The 19,870-nt window shown below is 68.1% G+C and carries 18 protein-coding genes and 2 tRNA genes; 13 read left to right on the forward strand and 7 right to left on the reverse strand.

The annotated features are described in order from the left end of the window. Positions 1-27 precede the first annotated feature (27 nt). The 3 genes from AB5T46_RS05065 to tadA all read left to right on the forward strand — a co-directional run bounded on the left by AB5T46_RS05065 (position 28) and on the right by tadA (position 2,086). Positions 28-1,020 (forward strand): Vgb family protein, encoded by a 993-nt coding sequence (locus AB5T46_RS05065; protein WP_370562767.1) that lies wholly within the window; start codon positions 28-30, stop codon positions 1,018-1,020. After that, positions 1,017-1,439, forward strand: coding sequence for a c-type cytochrome (locus tag AB5T46_RS05070; protein ID WP_370562768.1), 423 nt, complete (start codon positions 1,017-1,019; stop codon positions 1,437-1,439). The genes AB5T46_RS05065 and AB5T46_RS05070 overlap by 4 nt, the downstream gene beginning before the upstream one ends. Before the next feature lie 173 nt (positions 1,440-1,612). Beyond that, positions 1,613-2,086: a tRNA adenosine(34) deaminase TadA gene (tadA, locus tag AB5T46_RS05075; RefSeq protein WP_370562769.1), complete on the forward strand. Its 474-nt coding sequence runs from the start codon at positions 1,613-1,615 to the stop codon at positions 2,084-2,086. A gap of 93 nt (positions 2,087-2,179) precedes the next feature. On the opposite strand, the gene AB5T46_RS05080 is transcribed toward tadA, so the two are convergent. After that, positions 2,180-2,659 carry a DUF2721 domain-containing protein gene (locus AB5T46_RS05080; RefSeq protein ID WP_370562770.1) on the reverse strand — a complete coding sequence of 160 codons (480 nt, stop codon included), beginning with the start codon at positions 2,657-2,659 and terminating at the stop codon, positions 2,180-2,182. A 61-nt stretch (positions 2,660-2,720) separates the two neighbouring features. Between AB5T46_RS05080 and orn the strand changes: the two genes are divergently transcribed. Next, positions 2,721-3,299: an oligoribonuclease gene (gene orn, locus AB5T46_RS05085; protein ID WP_370562771.1), complete on the forward strand. Its 579-nt coding sequence runs from the start codon at positions 2,721-2,723 to the stop codon at positions 3,297-3,299. A 41-nt stretch (positions 3,300-3,340) separates the two neighbouring features. On the opposite strand, the gene AB5T46_RS05090 is transcribed toward orn, so the two are convergent. Then, positions 3,341-4,273 (reverse strand): mechanosensitive ion channel family protein, encoded by a 933-nt coding sequence (locus tag AB5T46_RS05090; protein ID WP_370562772.1) that lies wholly within the window; start codon positions 4,271-4,273, stop codon positions 3,341-3,343. 100 nt (positions 4,274-4,373) lie between these two features. Further along, complete coding sequence (gene ppsA / locus AB5T46_RS05095; protein WP_370562773.1) at positions 4,374-6,770, reverse strand: phosphoenolpyruvate synthase; 2,397 nt, start codon at positions 6,768-6,770, stop codon at positions 4,374-4,376. A 98-nt stretch (positions 6,771-6,868) separates the two neighbouring features. Here ppsA and ppsR point away from each other — a divergent pair, with 98 nt between their 5' ends. Next, positions 6,869-7,705, forward strand: a complete 837-nt coding sequence (ppsR, locus tag AB5T46_RS05100; RefSeq protein WP_370562774.1) for a posphoenolpyruvate synthetase regulatory kinase/phosphorylase PpsR — start codon at positions 6,869-6,871, stop codon at positions 7,703-7,705. Between the two features lie 150 nt (positions 7,706-7,855). Further along, on the forward strand, positions 7,856-8,362 hold the full coding sequence (locus tag AB5T46_RS05105; RefSeq protein ID WP_370562775.1) for a DUF1249 domain-containing protein: 507 nt from the start codon (positions 7,856-7,858) through the stop codon (positions 8,360-8,362). A gap of 34 nt (positions 8,363-8,396) precedes the next feature. Here AB5T46_RS05105 and AB5T46_RS05110 read toward each other — a convergent pair whose 3' ends face one another. From AB5T46_RS05110 to AB5T46_RS05125, 4 genes are all read right to left on the reverse strand, one after another. Continuing rightward, positions 8,397-9,062: an SAM-dependent methyltransferase gene (locus AB5T46_RS05110; RefSeq protein WP_370562777.1), complete on the reverse strand. Its 666-nt coding sequence runs from the start codon at positions 9,060-9,062 to the stop codon at positions 8,397-8,399. Next, positions 9,059-10,417 carry an APC family permease gene (locus AB5T46_RS05115; RefSeq protein WP_370562779.1) on the reverse strand — a complete coding sequence of 453 codons (1,359 nt, stop codon included), beginning with the start codon at positions 10,415-10,417 and terminating at the stop codon, positions 9,059-9,061. Before AB5T46_RS05115 ends, AB5T46_RS05110 begins: the two co-directional genes overlap by 4 nt. A 168-nt stretch (positions 10,418-10,585) precedes the next feature. Continuing rightward, positions 10,586-10,661: transfer RNA gene (locus AB5T46_RS05120), tRNA-Glu, on the reverse strand. A 45-nt stretch (positions 10,662-10,706) separates the two neighbouring features. Further along, positions 10,707-10,782, reverse strand: a tRNA-Ala gene (locus tag AB5T46_RS05125). Between the two features lie 352 nt (positions 10,783-11,134). Between AB5T46_RS05125 and AB5T46_RS05130 the strand changes: the two genes are divergently transcribed. The 7 genes from AB5T46_RS05130 to AB5T46_RS05160 all read left to right on the forward strand — a co-directional run bounded on the left by AB5T46_RS05130 (position 11,135) and on the right by AB5T46_RS05160 (position 19,868). Continuing rightward, positions 11,135-11,533, forward strand: coding sequence for a CopL family metal-binding regulatory protein (locus AB5T46_RS05130; RefSeq protein WP_370562780.1), 399 nt, complete (start codon positions 11,135-11,137; stop codon positions 11,531-11,533). Between the two features lie 118 nt (positions 11,534-11,651). Continuing rightward, the gene (locus AB5T46_RS05135) at positions 11,652-14,372 is read left to right on the forward strand and encodes a TonB-dependent receptor (RefSeq protein ID WP_370562781.1); all 2,721 of its coding nucleotides are present in this window, start codon (positions 11,652-11,654) and stop codon (positions 14,370-14,372) included. Positions 14,373-14,457: 85 nt separating this feature from the next. Continuing rightward, on the forward strand, positions 14,458-15,150 hold the full coding sequence (locus tag AB5T46_RS05140) for a PepSY domain-containing protein (protein WP_370562782.1): 693 nt from the start codon (positions 14,458-14,460) through the stop codon (positions 15,148-15,150). Then, the gene (locus AB5T46_RS05145) at positions 15,147-16,973 is read left to right on the forward strand and encodes a 2Fe-2S iron-sulfur cluster-binding protein (RefSeq protein WP_370562783.1); all 1,827 of its coding nucleotides are present in this window, start codon (positions 15,147-15,149) and stop codon (positions 16,971-16,973) included. Before AB5T46_RS05140 ends, AB5T46_RS05145 begins: the two co-directional genes overlap by 4 nt. Before the next feature lie 154 nt (positions 16,974-17,127). After that, positions 17,128-17,400: a hypothetical protein gene (locus tag AB5T46_RS05150; RefSeq protein ID WP_370562784.1), complete on the forward strand. Its 273-nt coding sequence runs from the start codon at positions 17,128-17,130 to the stop codon at positions 17,398-17,400. Positions 17,401-17,451: 51 nt separating this feature from the next. After that, positions 17,452-17,886 (forward strand): CopL family metal-binding regulatory protein, encoded by a 435-nt coding sequence (locus tag AB5T46_RS05155; RefSeq protein WP_370562785.1) that lies wholly within the window; start codon positions 17,452-17,454, stop codon positions 17,884-17,886. Between the two features lie 104 nt (positions 17,887-17,990). After that, positions 17,991-19,868, forward strand: coding sequence for a copper resistance system multicopper oxidase (locus tag AB5T46_RS05160; protein WP_370562786.1), 1,878 nt, complete (start codon positions 17,991-17,993; stop codon positions 19,866-19,868). Positions 19,869-19,870 lie beyond the last annotated feature (2 nt).

The following is a 19,870-nucleotide window of genomic DNA, read 5'->3' on the forward strand; positions in this document are numbered from 1 at the left end:
CGTCGCCGAGCCAAGGGAGAAGCGGTCATGCCTGTCGTTGCCTGGAATCGATGCCTGCTCGCCATGCTGCTCGCGGTGCCGGCCTGGACCGCGGCGGCCGCAGCCGAAATCTCTACCCGGACCTACGCCGTGCCGGCCGGCGCGCGGCCGCACGACGTCGCCGCCGATCCGGCCCCGGGCGGGCCCGTCTGGTACACCGCGCAACGCCAGGGCGCGCTGGGACGGCTCGATCCGGAAACCGGCGAAGTCGAGCAGATTCCGCTGGGCGAGGATTCGGCACCGCATGGTGTCATCGTCGGTCCGGACGGTGCGCCGTGGATCACCGACGGCGGCCTCAACGCGATCGTGCGGGTCGATCCGGAGACGCATGCGGTTACGCGCTATCCGCTGCCGGAAGATCGCGGCTACGTGAACCTCAACACCGCCGCCTTCGACGGCAACGGCGTGCTGTGGTTCACCGGCCAGAACGGCGTCTACGGCCGGCTGGATCCGGAGACGGAACAGATTCGGATCTGGGACGCGCCCCACGGGCGCGGACCGTACGGCATCGCCGCCACGCCGCGCGGCGCGATCTACTACGCCTCGCTCGCCGGCAGCCACCTTGCGCGCATCGATACCGACAGCGGCGAGGCGACGGTGCTCCGGCCGCCGACGCCGGAGCAGGGCGCGCGGCGCGTCTGGTCCGACAGCCGGGGCCGGCTCTGGATCAGCGAGTGGAATTCCGGCCAGCTCAGTCGCCATGATCCCGCCAGCGGCGAATGGAAAGCGTGGAAACTGCCCGGTGAGCGGCCACGCGCCTACGCGGTCTACGTCGATCACGACGACAAGGTCTGGGTGAGCGATTTCGGCGCCAACGCGGTGCTGCGTTTCGATCCGGACAGCGAGCGCTTCGACAGCTTCCCCAGCGACCGCCCCGACGCCAACGTGCGGCAGCTGCTCGGCCGCGCGGGCGAGGTGTGGGCGCCGGAGTCGGGGGCGGACCGGCTGGTGGTGTACCGCTACGGAGCAGGCGGCGAGTGAGGCGGATCGCCCTGGCGGCCTGCGCACTGGCCCTGTCGGGCGCGGCGAGCGCCGTGGACGAGCGGACGCCATCCGATGCCGGGCGCGGCGAACGCGCGTTCCAGAAGTGCTACGCCTGCCACTCGGTCCGTCCCGGCGAGGACGGCCTGAGCGGCCCCAACCTGGCCGGCATCGTCGGCCGTCGCGCCGCGGACCGACCGGATTTCGAGTATTCCGCCGCACTGCTCGCCGCCGCGCGGGAGCGCGACCTGGTGTGGACGCCGGCGGCACTCGATGCGTTCCTGCGCGACCCGGAAGCCTTCGTTCCCGGCACCTCGATGAGCTTCATCGGCATCCGCGACCCGGACGAGCGTGCCGCGCTGATCCATTTCCTGTCCCGTCCCGCGCCGCCGACCGAACCCGCTCCCGCCTTGAAATGACGCGCGCCGGATGCGGCGGCGAACCGGAAGTTTTCCGCCGGCGCCCGGTCATGTCCAAACCGTTCTCGCTGGCCGGGCTGCATCGGATCCTGGACGCGATAAGCGTGCAGCAGGCCGCGCATTAGGATGCGACAATCACGCCGCCGGCGGCCGCCGGCGTGCAGGAACGGTCGATGCCGGTTGACGATGTACAGCGGATGCGCCAGGCGCTGGCGCTCGCCGAACGTGCAGAGAAGGAGGACGACGAGGTCCCGGTCGGCGCGCTGCTGGTGGACGCGGACGGCCGGGTGCTCGGCGAGGGCTGGAACCGCAACATCGGCGAACACGACCCGACCGCGCATGCCGAGATCGTCGCGATGCGCGCCGCCGGCCGGCAGCTGGGCAACCATCGCCTGCCCGGTTGCACTCTCTACGTGACGCTGGAGCCGTGTGCGATGTGCGCCATGGCGATGGTGCACGCAAGGATCGCCCGCGTGGTGTATGCCGCCGCCGATCCGAAGACCGGTGCCGCCGGCAGCGTCTTCGACCTGCTTGCCGACGCGCGCCACAACCATCGTGTCGCGGTCACCGGCGGCGTGCTTGCCGGCGAGGCGGGCGCCATGCTCAGCAACTACTTTCGCCGCAAGCGCGGCAGGCTTGCGCCCTGAAGCCGTCGCGCCTCTCCCCGTAGAGCGGAGCTTGCTCCGCTGCTCCCGGCTCCGGAATCCGAGCAAGCTCGGCTCTACCGGCCCATGGGCCGATCACCCCGCTGCGCCGCGCCGCCTGGCGCGGACGTGCGCATCGTCCATCTCGTCGTTGACCGCACCGACCGCGAGCGTCGCCTCGCGTGCCAGCAGCAGGCTGGCGGCGAACATCGCCAACACGCCCAGTACCGCCAGCACCGTCGGCAGTTGGTCGAAACGATGGCCGAGCAGCGAATCGCCGGCGACCGTCAGGCTGGTGCCGACGAAGCAGCTGATCGCCACGTACAGCAGCTGGCTGCCGCGCAGGATGATCGTGCTGCGGCGACGCTGCAGCTCGATGCGCCTTTCCAGCAGCGATCGCTCCTCGGGATCCTCGCTTTCGCCCAGTTGCTTGAGCAAAGCCCGTGCCCGGTCGATGATGCGTGCGAGCCGGGAGTTCGCGGAGGTCAGCAGGCCGGCGGTCGCGGTCAGGAAGAACGCCGGCGCCAGCATCGCGGTCAGGATGGCGTAATGGGAGAGTGCGGAACTCGGGATCATGGAGGACAGGGAATGTGGGCGCTGCGCTATGATGCGCCCTCCCGACGATGATCGCGAGCGCATGGCACAGCGACAATCCGATGCCGATGAAGGCCGCCTGATCTGGATCGACCTGGAGATGACCGGGCTCGATACCGGGCGCGACTCGATCCTGGAGATCGCCACCGTCGTTACCGATTCCGAGTTGCGGGTCCTGGCCGAAGGCCCGGAATGCGCGATTGCACATCCGCTTGCCACGCTAGAGGCGATGGACGACTGGAACCGCAACCAGCACGGCAAGTCCGGGCTGTGGCGGCGCGTCCTCGAGGAGGGCGTGCCGATGGCGGAGGCGGAGCAGCGGACGCTGAGCTTTCTTCGCCGGTGGGTTCCGGAGAACGCCTCGCCGATGTGCGGCAACTCGATCTGCCAGGATCGGCGCTTCCTGCATCGGCAGATGCCGGAGCTGGAACGGTATTTCCACTACCGCAATCTCGATGTCAGCACCATCAAGGAGCTGGCGCGGCGCTGGGCGCCGTCGCTGCTCGCCGGCGTCAGGAAGCAGGCCGCGCACACCGCCCTGAGCGATGTGCGCGACTCGATCGAGGAACTGCGGCACTACCGTGAAGGCATGGGGGCGTTCGCCCCGTTCGACCGCTATTGAGTCGATGCCCGCCGGGTTGGCGGCTCACGATCATTGACGGCTCATTCCGGGTCCGGGCGCGGCTGATGCTCCGGGTCGTCCAGGTCGATCGCTTCGCTGCCGGAGGCACTCGGCGACGGCAGCGCCTGCTGTCCGCCGGCACCGGTATCGCCGGCGTGGTGATACATGTGCACGTCGCGCTGCGGAAACGGAATGGAGATGCCGTCGCGGTCGAACGCCTTCTTGATCCGCTCGGTCAGTTCGCACTTGGTGACGAAGAAATCGGCATTGGCGACGTGGCAGCGGATGCCCAGGTTCACCGAGCTGTCGCCGAGCTCGTACACAAGCACGTCAGGTGGCGGTTCCGGCAGGACGCGCTCGTCGGCCTGCATGGTGTCCATGGCGAGGCCGCGGGCCGCGTCTATGTCGGCGTCGTAGCTGATGCCGATCACCAGCTCGATCCGGCGCATCACGTCAGGGGTCAGGTTGATGATGGAGTCGGTGGTAACCAGGCTGTTGGGGAGCACGATCGTCTGGTTGTCGGCACCGCGCAACTGCGTCTGAAAGATGCTGACCGACTCGACCTTGCCGGTCTGGCCGTTGATGGTGACGATGTCGCCGGCGCGGAACGGCCTCAGCGAGACCAGCATCACCCCCGAGGCGATGTTGGACAGCGAGTCCTTCAACGCCAGGCCGATCGCCAGGCCGGCGGCGCCGAGGACCGCGATCGTCGAGGTCATGGGCACGCCCACGACCTGCAGCGCCGCCAGTACCAACACCACCAGCAGGATCACGTAGGTCACCTTGCGCAGGAACATCGCCGCCGTCGGCTCGACGTTGGCGCGGGCCAGTCCGCGTTCGGCGAATCCGGTGATCCACTTGACGATGCGCAGCCCGATGAAGAACAACGCCAGGGCGCCGAGCACATGCAGACCGATCGATATCGCCATCTCGGACCAGCCGGTTTCGTGCAGCCACGACCAGATCGATTCCATGCTTGCGCCTCCCTCTCTATGGTCCTGAAAGTGCGTGACGCCCCGCAAGCGGAGCGTCGGTTCCCGCGACGACGGTAGCGACGGCGCCGTTAGAGCGACGTTATCGCGCGTCGGATGCCTTGCGCTTGGCCAGCCGCAGCCAGGTGTCGACCACGGTATCGGGATTGAGCGACACCGACTCGATGCCTTCCTGCATCAGCCATTCGGCCAGGTCGGGATGGTCGCTCGGGCCCTGGCCGCAAATGCCGACGTACTTGCCCTTGGCGCGGGCGCTCTTGATCGCCATCGACAGCAGCTTCTTGACCGCGGCATCTCGCTCGTCGAACAGGTGCGCGACGATGGCCGAATCGCGGTCCAGGCCGAGGGTGAGCTGGGTGAGGTCGTTGGAGCCGATCGAGAAGCCGTCGAAGATCTCGAGGAACTCGTCGGCCAGCAGCGCGTTCGACGGCACCTCGCACATCATGATGATCTTCAGTGCCTGCTGTCCGTCGGCGTGCTGGCCCTGCTTGAGGCCGTTCTTCTCCAGCACCTCGACCACCTTGCGGCCCTCGTCGAGCGTGCGCACGAACGGGATCATTACCCACAGGTTGTCCAGGCCCATCTCGTCGCGGACCTTGCGCACCGCCTCGCACTCCAGCGCGAAGGCGTCGGCGAACGACGGGTCGACGTAGCGGCTGGCGCCGCGGAAGCCGATCATCGGGTTCTCTTCCTCCGGCTCGTAGCGGCGGCCGCCGATGAGGTTGGCGTACTCGTTCGATTTGAAATCCGACAGGCGCACGATCACCGGGTGCGGCGCCACCGAGGCGGTGAGGGTGGCGATGCCCTCGGCCAGGCGGTCGACGTAGAACCGCACAGGGTCGGCGTAGCCGGCGCTGCGGGCGTCGATCTGGCGTTTCGTTTCCGGGTCCTGGCGGTCGTATTCCAGCAGCGCCTTGGGATGCACGCCGATGTGCGAGGCGATGATCATCTCCAGCCGCGCCAGGCCGATCCCGGCGTTCGGCAGCTGGCCGAAGTCGAACGCGCGCTCCGGGTTGGCGACGTTCATCATGATCTTCAGCGGCGCCTCGGGCATCGACGCGAGGTCGGTGGTGGTGCGCTCGAAGGGCAGGGCATCGGCGTAGATGTAGCCGGTGTCGCCCTCGGCGCAGCTCACCGTCACCTCGCGGCCGTCGGCGATCACCTCGAGCGCGGTACCGGTGCCCACCACCGCGGGCACGCCGAGTTCGCGGGCGATGATCGCGGCATGGCAGGTGCGGCCGCCGCGGTTGGTGACGATCGCCGCCGAGCGCTTCATCACCGGTTCCCAGTCCGGATCGGTCATGTCGGCGACCAGGACGTCGCCGGGCCGCACCTTCTGCATGTCCTCGAGCGAGCGCACCACGCGGGCGACGCCGCTGCCGATCTTCTGGCCGATGGCGCGGCCTTCGGCGATCACCTCGCCGCGGCGCTCCAGCGCGTAGCGCTCGATCTGGGTGGCCTTGCCGCGCGACTTCACCGTCTCCGGCCGCGCCTGCACGATGAACAGCTTGCCGCTGACGCCGTCCTTCGCCCATTCGATGTCCATCGGGCGCTGGTAGTGCTCCTCGATGGTCAGTGCCTGCCGCGCCAGCTCGTGCACGTCGTCGTCGCTGATCGAGAAGCGCGCGCGCAGTTGCTCCGGCGTATCCTCGTTGCGCACGCGCTCGCCGGGCGCGTCCGAATACACCATGCGGATCTGCTTGCTGCCCAGGGAACGACGCAGGATCGCCGGCCTGTCCTGCCGCAGGGTGGGCTTGTAGACGTAGAACTCGTCGGGATTGACCGCGCCCTGGACCACGTTCTCGCCGAGCCCGTAGCTGGCGGTGATGAACACCACGTCGCGGAAGCCGGACTCGGTGTCGAGCGTGAACAGCACGCCCGAGGCGCCGACGTCCGAGCGCACCATCAGCTGCACGCCGGCCGACAGGAACACGTCCTCGTGCTTGAAGCCGTGGTGCACGCGGTAGGCGATGGCGCGATCGTTGTACAGGCTGGCGAAGACTTCCTTGACCTTGACCACGACGTCGTCGGCGCCGGTGACGTTGAGGAACGTCTCCTGCTGGCCGGCGAAACTGGCGTCCGGCAGGTCCTCCGCGGTGGCCGAGGAACGTACCGCCACCGCCACCTCGCCGCCGCCGTTGTCGGCGCAGAGCTGCCCGTAGGCGTCGCGGATGCCGGCATCGAGATCCGGCTGCAGCGGCGCGTCGATCACCCAGCCGCGGATCTCCCGGCCGGCCGCCGTCAGCGCCGACACGTCCTCGACGTCGAGCGGCGCCAGGCGATCGAAGATCCGCTGCTCGAGCTCGTTGTGGGCGATGAACGCCTTGAACGCATCGGCGGTCGTGGCGAAGCCCCCGGGAACCGAGACGCCGAGCTGGGCGAGGTGGCCGATCATCTCGCCGAGCGAGGAGTTCTTGCCGCCGACCTGGGCCAGGTCGTTCAGTCGCAGATCGTGCAGCCAGAGGATATTGGCGCTCAAGGGATGGGCACTCCAGGGGGGTGACGGGCGGGAGAACCGGACGAGGCCCGGCGGAAGCGGGTATTTTAGCAACCCTCCCGTCGTTCACGTCCGAGTCCATGCTCCCGGAATCGCCGCCGCCCGTCCGTCCCGTGTTCTACGTCTCCGACGGCACCGGCATCACTGCCGCGACCATCGGCCACAGCCTGCTGACCCAGTTCTCGGGCTTCCGCTTCGTGACCGACCGGATCCCGTTCGTCGACACCCCCGAAAAGGCGCGCCAGGCCGTCGCGGAGATCGTCCGCGCCGGGGCGAACTGCGGCCGCCGGCCGATCGTGGTCAATTCCTGCGTCGATCCCGAGCTCAACCGCATCCTGTCCGAGAGCGGCGCGCTGATGCTCGACGTGTTCGCGCCGTTCATCAAGCCACTCGAGCGCGAACTCGACGCCCCGCGGCAGTCGCGAGTGGGGCAGGCGCACGGCATGGTCGATTTCGACACCTACCACCGCCGCATCAATGCGATGAACTACGCGCTCACGCATGACGACGGCATGGCGCTCGACTACGGCGACGCCGACCTGATCCTCGTCGCCGTCTCGCGCGCGGGCAAGACGCCGACCTGCGTGTACCTGGCGCTGCACTACGGCATCCGCGCGGCGAACTACCCGCTGACCGAGGAGGATCTCGAGTCGGACCGCCTGCCGCCGAGGCTGCGCGCGCATCGCGACAAGCTGTTCGGCCTGACCATCGATCCGCTGCGCCTGCACCAGATCCGCCAGGAACGACGGCCGAATTCGCGCTACGCGGAAATGGAGACCTGCCGGCGCGAGGTGGCGGCCGCGGAAACGCTGCTGCGCATGGAGCGCATCCCCACCCTGAGCACCACGCACACGTCGATCGAAGAGATCGCCAGCCGCATTCTCGAGGACCTGGGGATCAACCGCGAAATGTTCTGAAGCGCGGATTCCGGAGTGCGGGTTCCGAAACCCGGATCCGAAGCACCAACCATCGATTGCGGAAAACGCGGCAAGGAAACTGAACCTTAGGCCGCTCGCGCGACGCCGTCAATGCTGCCGCACTCGCGATCGAGCGTGTAGCATCGGCGCATGTCCCAGCAGGTCGCCATCCGCAATTCCGCACGCATCCCCAGGCTCAGCCGCTTCGGCTGGCTGATGGGGTTGTACGCGGAGAACCACCAGCGCCTGATCCGCCTGTTCGAGCCGGGCGGGCTCGCGCCGGGCCGCTATCTCTCGCGCAACGGCGACGGTCTCGACGTGCACCTGGACGTGATCGAGCAGCACCGCTACACCACCGAACTGCGCCTGAGCTATGCCATGCGCGATCCGGTGACCGGCGAGCCCGATCCGTCCGCCTGGCTGCGTCTTTACCGCGACGCGCGCCAGGTCGAGGCGACCCATTGCTACGTCGGCCGGCGCTGGCAGGACGTGATCGGCCTGTATCCGCCGCCGGCCGAGGTGGTCGACCATCGCATGCGGATGAACACCTTCCTCGGCAAATGGCTGCAGTACCTGGCCGAGCGCGGCCACGGCGTGGCCACGCTGTCGCTCGACAGCGCGCCTGCGCAGGACCGGGCGCCCCTGCCATCGGCCTGACCGGGCGACGTCGTTCATCGCCAACGGCGGGCGCTCAGCGCTCCGGCACCGTCCACATGTAGATGCTGCTGCCGTCCACTTCCTCGGTGTGCTCGGGCTCCCATTCGCCGGCCATGTCGAAGGCATGGCTGACGATGCGCGTGCCCGGCTTCAGTTCGCTCAGCAGCTTCGGCCGCAGCTTCACGTTCAGGCTTTGCAGCAGATACAGCGTGACCACCGACGCCTCGCCGATGTCGGTCTCGAACAGGTCCTCCTCGCGGAAGGTCACCCGGTCGGTGACGCCGGCCTTCTCGGCGTTCTCGTTGGCCTCGCGGATGCGCACCGGATTGATGTCGATGCCCACCGCGCGCACGCCGTAGTCCTTCGCCGCGGTGATCGCGATGCGGCCGTCGCCGGAGCCCAGGTCGTAGAGCACGTCGCCTTCCTGGAGATTCGCCAGCTCCAGCATCCGGTCGACCACCGGCTGCGGCGTCGGCACGTAGATCACGTCCGGCTCGCGCTTCGGGCGCGGCGCGTCCTCGTCCATCGCGTAGGGCGAATCGGGTTCGGTGACGGCGGTCACCGCGTCCATCGAGGCGACCTCGTCCTGCGCTGGTTCGGACTCGACGACCGGGTCGTAGGCGGTCACGGCGCTCTCGCCGCAGGCGGACATTAGCGGGACCAGCAGCAACAGGCAGGCGATCGACGGGATCGTTTTCATGTGGGCGACTCCTGGGATGGGCGGATCGGTTTCAGGTACAGCAACAGCAGTCCGCCGGCCGCCAGCACGCCGACCCCGATCAGGGCGCCGATGCCGGTATAGGCCAGGCTGGAATACAACAGGAAAGCACTGGTGGCGCAGAACAGCAGCGGCAGCAGCGGATACAGCGGCACCCGGAACGGGCGCGGCAAGTCGGGGTCGCGTCGGCGCAGTACGAACAGCGATACGCCGACGAGCAGGAAGAACAGCCAGAACACGGGCGCGGTGTACTCCACCGCGGTGCGGAAGCCGTCGCGGGCGAGCGCTCCCAGGCCGACCAGCAGCAGCGCCAGGCCGCCTTGCACCAGCATCGCCGTGCGCGGCGAGCCGCTGCGCGCGTCCCAGCGGCCGATGAAGGCCAGGGCGGGGAAGTCGCGGCCCACCGCATATGCGCTGCGCGCGCCGGTGATCAGGGTGGCGTTGGCGGAGGTCAGCGCCGCGGCCACGACCAGCGCGCTCATGAAGATCGCGCCGCCGTCGCCGAACAGGCGCCGCATGGCGTCGGCGGCCACGGCATCGGAGTCCGCCATGCCCGACAGCCCCAGCACGCGCAGGTAGGCCAGGTTGACCAGCAGGTACAGCGCGGTGATCGCGATCAGGCTGATCGTGAGGACGCGGGGCATCCAGCGCCGCGCGTCGCGGACCTCCGCAGTCACGTAGACCGCCTCGTTCCAGCCGCCGTAGGTCAGCAAGACGAACACCAGGACCAGGCCGACCGCGCTGTCGCCACCGGCGGTGGCGGCCGGTGCGGCGCCGGCGGGCGCGAGCAGCAGGGCCGCGGCGACGATCAGGCAGATGCCGGCGATCTCGACCACGGTGAGCCAGTTCTGCGTGCGGGTGCCCTGGCGCACGCCCAGCCAGTTGAGGGTGGTCAGCACGATCACGGCAGCGGCGGCGAACAGTGGCGATGCCCATGCGCCGAGTCCGAACAGCTGCGCCAGGTAGTCTCCGATCACGAAGGTAAGCACCGCCACCGACCCGGTCTGGATCACCGCCAGCCGTGCCCATGCATAGAGAAAGGCGGGGCGTGCGCCGTAGGCGCGACGCAGATAGGCGTAGTCGCCGCCGGCCTGCGGGTAAGCGGTCGCGAGTTCGGCGTAGCACAGCGCGCCGACGATCGACAGCAATCCGCCCACCGCCCACGCCGCGAACATGATCGCCTCGCTGCCGGCGGCGCCGGCAACCAGGGAAGGCGTACGGAAAATGCCGGCACCGACGACGATGCCGATGGTGATCGCGAAAGCCTCGCGTGCGCGCAGGGTAGGACGGGGCAGGGCCGCGGCCGCAGAGAGCGGCCGCTGTTCGCTCGGGTCCATGACGCTCCGGAGGAAGGCGATGCGCCGGCACGCCGCACCGCGTGGACATCGACCGATTGAAACAGTCGAAAGATTCGGATCCTGTGAACGCGACGGCCCTACACCGGCCGGAGTCGAACACAAAAAAACGCAGGACCTGCAGCGGCAGGTCCCGCGGTTCGTCGTAAATGGCGTCCCCACGGGGATTCGAACCCCGGTCGCCACCGTGAAAGGGTGGTGTCCTAGGCCTCTAGACGATGGGGACGCGGATGTCGCGTGCGGTTGCCGACCGGCCTTTGGGCGGAAACCGTGGTGGAGCCAGGCGGGATCGAACCGCCGACCTCCTGCATGCCATGCAGGCGCTCTCCCAGCTGAGCTATGGCCCCACGTGTGGAAGCGCGGAATTGTAGTGGCGCCACGATCTGGGCGTCAACAGGCATGACGATTTGCGTTTCGCCTGGGGAGGGCCTGGGACCGGATTTACCGAGTAACGAGCGAAGAGGAACAAAAACGAGTGGGCCGGCGGCCTTGCGTGGGAGCGACGGAAGTCGCGATGCCGGGGGAGGGGGCTGTCGCGACTTCCCGGCGACGGCATGCCGCCGCCACTCCCACAAAGGCAGGGCCGTTGTCCGTCCAAGCGAGCATCGATATGCCCGGCTGCCGGATCGCGATATTGACACTCCGGTTTCGAGCGTGCTAACTGAAAGGACCGACCACGTTGAGGCTCGGCCCCGCCCAATGTCCCCGCTCGCGCTCGTCATGCGCTATCTGCTGGTCCTGGCGTTCTGCCTCGACGGCAGCATCGGGCTTTGGCGCGCGAGCGCCATGGCGGGCGACCTCTCGCACCACGTCGGCGACCGTTCCGCCTCGGCGGATCATCACGACCCGTCCACCGCGACGCCCACCGACGAAGATTGCGACGACGAGCCCGCCGCCGGGCAGGGCGCACCCGTGCACGAGGATTGCGATTGCCGCGTCGCCGGCTGCGCCTGCGCCTGCGGGTTCGCCGTCACGGCGGTCGCCGGCACGGTGCCGTTCGCCGCGCAACACCGCCTCACCGCCGCGCCGCCGGCACGCGCCGACATGGGCGTGGTCCAGTCCTCGCGTTCCGCAGTCTTCCGACCTCCGATCGGTTGATCTCGTCCGGCCGTCTCCGCGACGGCCCCGATGTCCTGTCCGAACCGGGCATGCGCGCCGCGCATGCCGCGACGGGACGTGTGCCGACCAGATCCGATACCGCTCGGAGGAGTCCCCCATGTCATTGCAGCACCATCACCTTGCGCTGGCGATCGCCGCGCTCACGACCGCCGGCGTCCCGTCCGCGGCCTTCGCCCAGACCGCCAACGATCCAGCCGACGCACCGGAAGCAGCCACCCTGGATACCGTCACCGTGACCGGCAGCCACATCAAGCGCGCCGCGATCTCGGGCGTCGGCCCCGTCACCGTCATCGACGCCGAGGCCATCGAACGCTCCGGCGTGACCTCGGTGGAGACGCTGTTGCAACGCCTGCCGGCATCGGCCGGTTTCGGCGGCAACCAGACCAACGCGTACTGGGCCGACAACGGCTACGGCACCGCCCAGATCAACCTGCGCGGCCTGGGCATCAACCGGACGCTGGTGCTGCTGAATGGCCGCCGCGTCGTCAACGGCGGCACCGGCGCCAACAGTTCGGTCGACCTCAACACGATCCCGGTCGCGCTGATCGATCGGATCGAGGTGCTCAAGGACGGCGCGTCGGCGATCTACGGCGCCGACGCCCTCGCCGGCGTGGTGAACATCATCACCAAGCGGGATTTCGAAGGCGTCGAGGCATCGGTCCGCTATGGTCAGACCACCAAGGGCGACGGCGAGGAGGGCGCCGCGGACCTGGTCTGGGGCACCACCGGCGAGCGCGGCTCGCTGATGGCCGCGATCAACTATTCCGAAAGCCGCGAGGTCAACATGGCCGACCGGCAGCCCTGCGGCCTGGGCGAATCCGGCGGCCGGCTGGTCTGCGTCGGCAGTTCCGCCACCATCGGCGGCCGCGCGGTGCTTGCGGACGGCAGCAGCGTCAACTTCAACCAGGATCCGGACGGCGACGGCGATTTCTACGAGCCTTATTCGCCCGACAAGCACAACTTCAACTCCAACCCGTACCTCAACGCGGTCAATCCGATCAAGCGGTTGAGTTTCAGCGCCTTCGGCCACCTCGCACTGAGCGACGACGTGCGGTTGTTCACCGAGCTGATGGCCAGCAACCGGCGCTCCGACCAGCTCGCGACCCCGGGTTCGCTCGGGCTGTACCGCCCGGTCGAGATCGCCGCCGATCATCCGACCAACCCGACCGGCCAGGACCTGCTGCTGCAGCGCCGCCGGCTGATGGAGGCGGGGACGCGCGAGTTCTTCCAGGACGTCGACACGTTCCGGATCGTGGCGGGGCTGGAGGGCCGGTTCGGCATCGGCTGGGACTGGTCGGCGGCGCTGAACTGGGGGCGCAACACCGGCATCGACGGTTCCACCAACGTGGCCAACCTCGATCGCGTCGACCAGACGCTCGACACTTCGGTCTGCAGCAACGCACCCGGCGCCGCCATCCCGTGCGGGGACTACCTGGGCTACGGCGACCTGAGCCGCGAGGTGCTCGACTACATCCTGTTCACCACCCGCGACACCGGCGGCAACGAGCAGAAGAGCTTCACCGCCAACCTCAGCGGCCAGGCGTTCGAACTGCCGGCCGGTTGGGTCGGCGTCGCCGCCGGCGTCGAGGTCCGCGAGGAGCGCGGCTGGCGCGATCCCGACCAACTCACCGTGCTGGGCATCGCCAACACCAACCAGCAGGATTCGATCGACGGCGAGTACACGGCCAAGGAGGCGTTCGCCGAGGTCGCGATCCCTCTGCTGCAGGATCGGTTGCTGGCGGAGTCGCTGACGCTCAACGCCGCGGTCCGCTATTCCGACTACGACCTCTTCGGCGACGACACCAACTACAAGATCGGGTTGGACTGGCAGGTCGTCCCGACGCTGAAGCTGCGGGCCAACTACGCCACCGCATTCCGCATTCCCAATGTGCCGGAACTGTTCGGCGGTGTGTCCGAGGGCAATCTCACCACCACCGATCCGTGCAACGGATGGAGCAATCTGTCGTCCTCGTCGGTGGTCTACCAGAACTGCCAGGCCTCCGGCGTGCCGGCGGGCTACACGCAGCTGGGCAACACCATCCTGACCACCGTCGGCGGCAACCAGGACCTGGAGCCGGAAGACGCCAAGACGCTGACGCTCGGTGTCGTATGGACGCCGGCGTTCGCCGACGATCTCACCCTGACGCTCGACTACTTCAACATCCGCATCGACAACGCGATCCAGCGCATCGACGGCTCGACCAAGCTGGCGGTCTGCTACGACACGCCCGGGCTCGCGCATCCATTCTGCGATCCGTCCAGCTTCACCCGCAACGCGCAGACCGGCGAGGTCGACTTCCTGTCCGCGCAGCCGGTCAACGCCGCCAGCGAACGCGTCTCCGGCATCGACCTCGGCCTGCTGTACCAGTTCGGCATCGGAGACGTGGACGCCGCACTCAACTGGGACGTGTCCTACCTGCGGCGCTACGACGTGCAGCCGTTCCCCGGCGCCGAGGAAATCCACTACGCCGGGAAGATCACCGGCGGCCGCGGCAGCTATACCCGCTGGCGCTCGCTCGGTTCGCTCACGCTGGCGCAGGGGCCATGGTCGGGGTCCTATACCTTGCAGTACATCGGATCGGCGGACGACATCAATGCCTCGCCCGGCGATATCGGCGACCACGCGCCCAGCCTGACGTACCACAACGTCCAGCTGCAATACGCGGTCAACGAGGCGTTCGACATCGCGTTCGGCATCGACAATCTCTGGGACAAGCGGGCGCCGTTCATCCAGAGCTACACCGATGCGAACACGGACACGATGACCTACGACCTGCTCGGTCGTCGCTGGAACGCCAGGATCGCTTACCGCTGGTGACCGGTTGCCGCCCTTCCCGGCGCCCGCGCCGGGGAGGGCGGCATGCGTGCATTCGCTTTTCGCCAGAACCGGACAGGATCCGACGATGAAACCTGCATTCTGGGCGCGTCGCGCCCACAAATGGATCGCCCTGGTCATCGGCGTCCAGGCGCTGCTGTGGATGCTCAGCGGCCTGTACATGACGATCATCTCGATCGACGTCATCCACGGCGACCACCTCGCGCATTCGGAGGCCGAGCCGCTCCCGGCGCGCACATCGCTGGCGGCTCCGGACACGCTGGCGGAGCGCTATCCGGGCCTGGAAGGCTTCCGCCTCAAGCGCCTGCTGGGGCGCGAGGTCTACGAGGTCCGTCACGGCGGGGGAATCGCGCGGGCGGATGCGCGCACCGGTGCGCCGCTCGGACCGGTCGACGTCGCCGAGGCGCGGCGCCTGGCCGTCTCACAGTACCGCGGCGATGCACGGTTGGTTTCGCTGCGGCTACTGGAGGAAGCGCCGCAGGAGGTGGGCACGCGGCCGGCGCCGATGTGGCAGGCGGTCTTCGACGATCGCGGCGCCACCACGCTGTACCTGTCGGCGCAGACCGGCGAGCTGCTCGCCAGGCGCCATCGGCTGTGGCGCTGGTTCGACTTCCTGTGGATGTTGCACATCATGGATTACCAGGAGCGCGCCGACGTCAACAACACCTTGCTGCGCACCGCCGCCGCAATCGGCAGCGTCTTCGCGCTCAGCGGGATCTGGCTGCTGCTCTACAGCTTCCGGCGGAGAACGCCGGCATGACGCCGTGGCTTCGCAGACTGCACAAATGGATCGGGCTGGTGATCGCGCTGCAGTTCCTGGTCTGGCTCGGCAGCGGACTGACGATGAGCCTGCTGGACCAGGACACCGTCGCCGGCGGCCATCACCAGGCGGCGTCCGCGCCAGCGCCGCGATGGCCGCCAGGCATGCGCTCTCCTGCCCAGGTACTGGCCGATGCCGCGCGCCCGGTGCAGAGCATCGACAGTCACTGGCTGGCTGGGCGTCCCGTCTACCGGCTCGCACACAAGGCCGATGTCTGGCTGGCCGACGCGCAAAGCGGCCGGCCGGTGGCGGTGACCGCAAAGGACGCCGCCGCGATCGCGGTCGCGGACTACATCGGCGACGGCCATCCATCGGACGCCGAGCTGTTGCCGGAGCCGACCCTGGAGGCGCGCGGGCACGCCGGTCCGATCTGGCGCATCGACTTTTCCGACGACGATCGCACCACGCTGTACGTCTCGGGCCGGGACGGCCGCATCCTCGAACGGCGCAACGACACCTGGCGGCTGTTCGACATCGTGTGGATGCTCCACATCATGGACTACGCAGGGCGCCAGAACTTCAACAACCCGCTGGTGGTGATGGCCGCTTCCGGCGGGTTGTGGATGGCGCTGTCCGGCGTCTGGCTGCTGGTCGCCAGCCTGCGCATGGAGGAGTTCGTTCCGCCGCGCTGGCGCCCGCGCCGGGAGCTGACCGTCTTCGACGCCGAAGGCAGCCGGTTGCGGTCGGTCGAATCGCATTCGGGCGACACCATCTACCTGGCGCTGGGACGACAGGGCCTGCAGCTGCCGTCGAGCTGCGGAGGCGGGCAGAGTTGCGGCCTGTGCGAGGTCCGCGTGCGCGGCCATGCGCCGCCCCCGACCAGCGCCGATCGCGCACATCTGACTGCAAGCCGGCTCAAGCTGGGATACCGGCTGGCCTGCAACCTGCCCGTTTGCGCCGACAGCGCGATCGAGGTGGCCGGCGGTGCGGCGCTGTGGACCGAGCGCATCGCCGAGGTGGCGCGGGTGACGGCCGTCACTCCGTTCCTGCGCGAGATCGTCCTGGCCCCGGCCGCGCCGCTCGGGCCGGAGTTCCAGCCGGGCGCCTACGTGCAGGTCCACGTTCCGCCGTACCGGCTGCGGCCGCACGACATCGTCCATCCCGAACACCGCGACGACTGGTCCGGGCTCGACCTGCCGCCGGCGCTGGCCTGCAAGGCGTCGGTCCGGCGTTCGTATTCACTGGCGCTGCCGGTCGCGGCGGACGGGCAGATCACGCTGCTGGTGCGCTTCAGTCCCGGACGGACGGGCAGGAAGCGCCAGCCGGCGGGGAAGGGCTCCACGTACCTGTATGGGCTCAAGCCGGGCGACGCCGTCCGCTTCAGCGGTCCGTTCGGCGATTTCGCGCTCAAGCCGGGCGCGAACGAGAAGGTCTTCATCGGCGGCGGCGCGGGCATGGCGCCATTGCGGGCCATGATCCATGCGCTGCTGGACGGCGGCGCCACCGAGCGCATCCACTACTGGTACGGCGCCCGCAGCCGGCGCGAGGCGCCCTACGTCGACGAGATGGCCGAGCTGGCCCGACGGCACGCCAATTTCAGCTGGCACCTGGTGCTGTCCGACGAAACGCCGGAAGAGGGTGGCGCGATCGGCGGCATGGTTCACGAGGCCGCCCACGAACACCTGCTGCGGATGCATCCCGAACTGCAGCGATGCGAGTTCTACCTGTGCGGACCGCCGGCGATGCTGGCGGCCACCCGCCGCATGCTCGAACATCTGGGCATCGACGAGGCGCGCATCGCCTTCGACGACTTCAAGATATGACGGAAACGGAATTCACCTGGCATGTAGCTGCCCCCGTGTCCCGCCGGTTAACATGACGCCATGTCTGCAGGCGAAATGCAACGACACCCCGTCAGCGAGACCGGCAATCCGCTTGTCGACATGCAGACCATATCGCCGGCGCCGAGGCTCGACGGTGCGCCGGCTGGTCGAGACCGTGGTGCCCGGCGGCGAGGCGGGATACCTGACGGTGCAGCCCGAAGCCGATGCGGTCGTCAACGAATGCTTCCCGAACGTCGAGGCCAAAATCGCCCGCGCCGGCGGCCGCATGCTGTGCGGCTGGCAGCTTTGGGAATGGCCGCATGTGCTGGTCGAGGCGGAATTTCATGCGGTCTGGCGACCAGGGGCACCATCGTTCAGAGACCAAAGATTGGTTCCAGTCGGCGCCCGTGGCAGCGTTTGCTCGTAGTCCATTGGAAGGCACTCACTTGCGCTTTACGCCCATCGGTATAATCGCGACATGCCTGCACGCTCCGTCCTGTTGCAGTTGTTCCTGATCGTCGCCTTGCTGGTCGACGGCATGGGCGTAGCTGCGGCATCGATGCACCTGAACCACTCCACGGCGGTTGCGTCGGACGCCTCGACAGACGGTGCTCCGCCGCCGGGTGCAGAGGTCAAAAAGCCTTGCCATGACCAGGGCACGGACGGTTCGGCTCCCCTCGAGAAGCATGCCCATTCGGCAGGAGGATCTCCTGGAGAGGACGAACCGCAGTCGCCGGGCGACTGCTGCGAGTCGGGCGACTGCCGCTGCACCTGCATGCATCATTGCCAAGCCGCGGTGGTCGCGGTGGCTTTGGATGCCCCAACGCCCGAACATGACGAGAGCGTCCGACCGATGTCCTCGGCGCATGCGTCTCCTGCGTTGCCTCACCTGATCCGACCTCCGATCGGCTAAGCGTCTCGCTGCGCCATACGGCGCGTTTGTCGTCTGTCCATTCCGTGGCAGGACAAGTACCGCTCGCAATCCATGCGAGCCCTCTGACGCTTTCCGGAGCTTTTATGTCATCCGATTCTTTCAGCCGTGCTGCCGCCGGGCTGCTTGCACCATCGCGCCGCCGCTTCGTGCAGGGCCTAGCCGCTGGCGGCGCAGTCGCTGCCCTGGGGCTGTGGCCCCGATCCAGTTGGGCGGTCAAGGCCCAAGGCATTCCCAATGTGCTGTCTGGCACCGAGTTCGACCTGACCATCAGCGAGACGCCGATGAATTTCACCGGCGTGACGCGCACCGCGATCACCGTCAACGGTTCCATTCCGGCACCGTTGCTGCGCTGGCGGGAAGGCACGACGGTCAACCTGCGGGTGACCAACGCGCTGCCACCCGACTCGATCCACGGCCACTCCACCTCGATCCACTGGCACGGCATCCTGCTGCCAGCCAGCATGGACGGTGTGCCGGGACTGAGCTTCGACGGCATTAATCGCGGCGAGACCTACCATTACCGCTTCAATGTGGTGCAGGGCGGGACCTACTGGTACCACAGCCACACCGCGTTCCAGGAGCAAGCCGGTCTGTACGGCCCGCTCGTGATCGAGCCGCTGGAACCGGAGCCGTTCGCCTACGACCGCGACTACGTGGTCATGCTGACCGACTGGACCGATCTTGATCCGACCTACCTTTTCGATCGCCTAAAGAAGCGGTCGGATTTCGACAACTACGCCAAGCAGACCGTCGGCGATTTCTTCAACGATGTGCAGCAGCACGGGCTGTCGGCCACGCTCCAGAACCGCAAGATGTGGGGCGAGATGCGAATGACGCCGACCGACCTGTCGGACGTCAACGGCAATACCTACACCTACCTGATGAACGGCACCACCTCGCTGGGCAACTGGACCGGTCTGTTCCGCTCCGGCGAGAAGGTACGCCTGCGCTTCATCAACGGCTCCTCGATGACGCACTTCGACGTGCGCATTCCCGGCCTGAAGATGACCGTGGTCGCCGCCGACGGCCAGTACGTGCACCCGGTCACCGTCGACGAGTTCCGGATTGCGACCGCTGAAACGTTCGATGTGATCGTCGAACCCACCGGGCAGGATGCGTTCACCATCTTCGCCCAGGACCTCGGCCGCAGCGGGTATGTCAGCGGCACGCTGGCCGTGCGCGACGGGTTGCGTGCGCCGGTGCCGTCGGTGGATCCCAAGCCCATCCTGACCATGGATGACATGGGACACGGGATGATGGGTCATGGCGGGATGGGCCATGACATGTCGGCAATGTCCGGCGGTGCGGCAGCGGGAATGGCCCACTCTGGCATGCAGCACGGTGGCATGGACCATGCCGCCATGGGACATGGCCAGCCCGGTACCTCTTCCATGGCACCGGGCCCGATGGCGACGATGGACCACGGTGCAGCGGGTATGCAGCAGCATCCGGCCAGCGAAACCGGCAACCCACTCGTCGACATGCAGACCATGAACCCGGCGCCCAAGCTCGACGACCCGGGCATCGGGCTGCGCGACAACGGCCGTCGCGTGCTGACCTACGCCGACCTGCGCAGCACCTTCCGTGACCCCGACGGTCGCGAACCCGGCCGCACGGTCGAGCTGCACCTGACCGGTCACATGGAGCGCTTCGCCTGGTCCTTCGACGGCATGAAGTTCTCCGATGCGCAGCCCCTGCGCCTCAACTACGGCGAGCGCATGCGGATCGTACTGGTCAACGACACGATGATGACCCATCCGATCCACCTGCACGGCATGTGGAGCGACCTGGAGGACGAGGCCGGCAACTTCCAGGTGCGCAAGCACACCATCGACATGCCGCCCGGAAGCCGCCGCAGCTACCGCGTGCGCGCCGATGCGCTCGGCCGCTGGGCCTACCACTGCCATCTGCTCTACCACATGGAAGCCGGCATGTTCCGGGAAGTGCAGGTGAAGGAGTGATC

The organism is Luteimonas salinilitoris (genome assembly GCF_041300785.1).
Lineage (GTDB): Bacteria > Pseudomonadota > Gammaproteobacteria > Xanthomonadales > Xanthomonadaceae > Luteimonas > Luteimonas salinilitoris.

What these genes read in the sequence shown, in the direction of transcription:
- AB5T46_RS05080 (WP_370562770.1), bottom strand. Translation starts at nt 2,659, where the DNA reads ATGATCCCGAGTTCCGCACTCTCCCATTACGCCATCCTGACCGCGATG.
- AB5T46_RS05155 (WP_370562785.1), top strand. Translation starts at nt 17,452, where the DNA reads ATGCCTGCACGCTCCGTCCTGTTGCAGTTGTTCCTGATCGTCGCCTTG.
- AB5T46_RS05090 (WP_370562772.1), bottom strand. Translation starts at nt 4,273, where the DNA reads ATGGAATCGATCTGGTCGTGGCTGCACGAAACCGGCTGGTCCGAGATG.
- AB5T46_RS05145 (WP_370562783.1), top strand. Translation starts at nt 15,147, where the DNA reads ATGACGCCGTGGCTTCGCAGACTGCACAAATGGATCGGGCTGGTGATC.
- AB5T46_RS05140 (WP_370562782.1), top strand. Translation starts at nt 14,458, where the DNA reads ATGAAACCTGCATTCTGGGCGCGTCGCGCCCACAAATGGATCGCCCTG.
- AB5T46_RS05065 (WP_370562767.1), top strand. Translation starts at nt 28, where the DNA reads ATGCCTGTCGTTGCCTGGAATCGATGCCTGCTCGCCATGCTGCTCGCG.
- ppsR (WP_370562774.1), top strand. Translation starts at nt 6,869, where the DNA reads ATGCTCCCGGAATCGCCGCCGCCCGTCCGTCCCGTGTTCTACGTCTCC.
- AB5T46_RS05110 (WP_370562777.1), bottom strand. Translation starts at nt 9,062, where the DNA reads ATGAAAACGATCCCGTCGATCGCCTGCCTGTTGCTGCTGGTCCCGCTA.
- AB5T46_RS05105 (WP_370562775.1), top strand. Translation starts at nt 7,856, where the DNA reads ATGTCCCAGCAGGTCGCCATCCGCAATTCCGCACGCATCCCCAGGCTC.
- AB5T46_RS05115 (WP_370562779.1), bottom strand. Translation starts at nt 10,417, where the DNA reads ATGGACCCGAGCGAACAGCGGCCGCTCTCTGCGGCCGCGGCCCTGCCC.
- tadA (WP_370562769.1), top strand. Translation starts at nt 1,613, where the DNA reads ATGCCGGTTGACGATGTACAGCGGATGCGCCAGGCGCTGGCGCTCGCC.
- AB5T46_RS05135 (WP_370562781.1), top strand. Translation starts at nt 11,652, where the DNA reads ATGTCATTGCAGCACCATCACCTTGCGCTGGCGATCGCCGCGCTCACG.
- AB5T46_RS05160 (WP_370562786.1), top strand. Translation starts at nt 17,991, where the DNA reads ATGTCATCCGATTCTTTCAGCCGTGCTGCCGCCGGGCTGCTTGCACCA.
- orn (WP_370562771.1), top strand. Translation starts at nt 2,721, where the DNA reads ATGGCACAGCGACAATCCGATGCCGATGAAGGCCGCCTGATCTGGATC.
- AB5T46_RS05130 (WP_370562780.1), top strand. Translation starts at nt 11,135, where the DNA reads ATGTCCCCGCTCGCGCTCGTCATGCGCTATCTGCTGGTCCTGGCGTTC.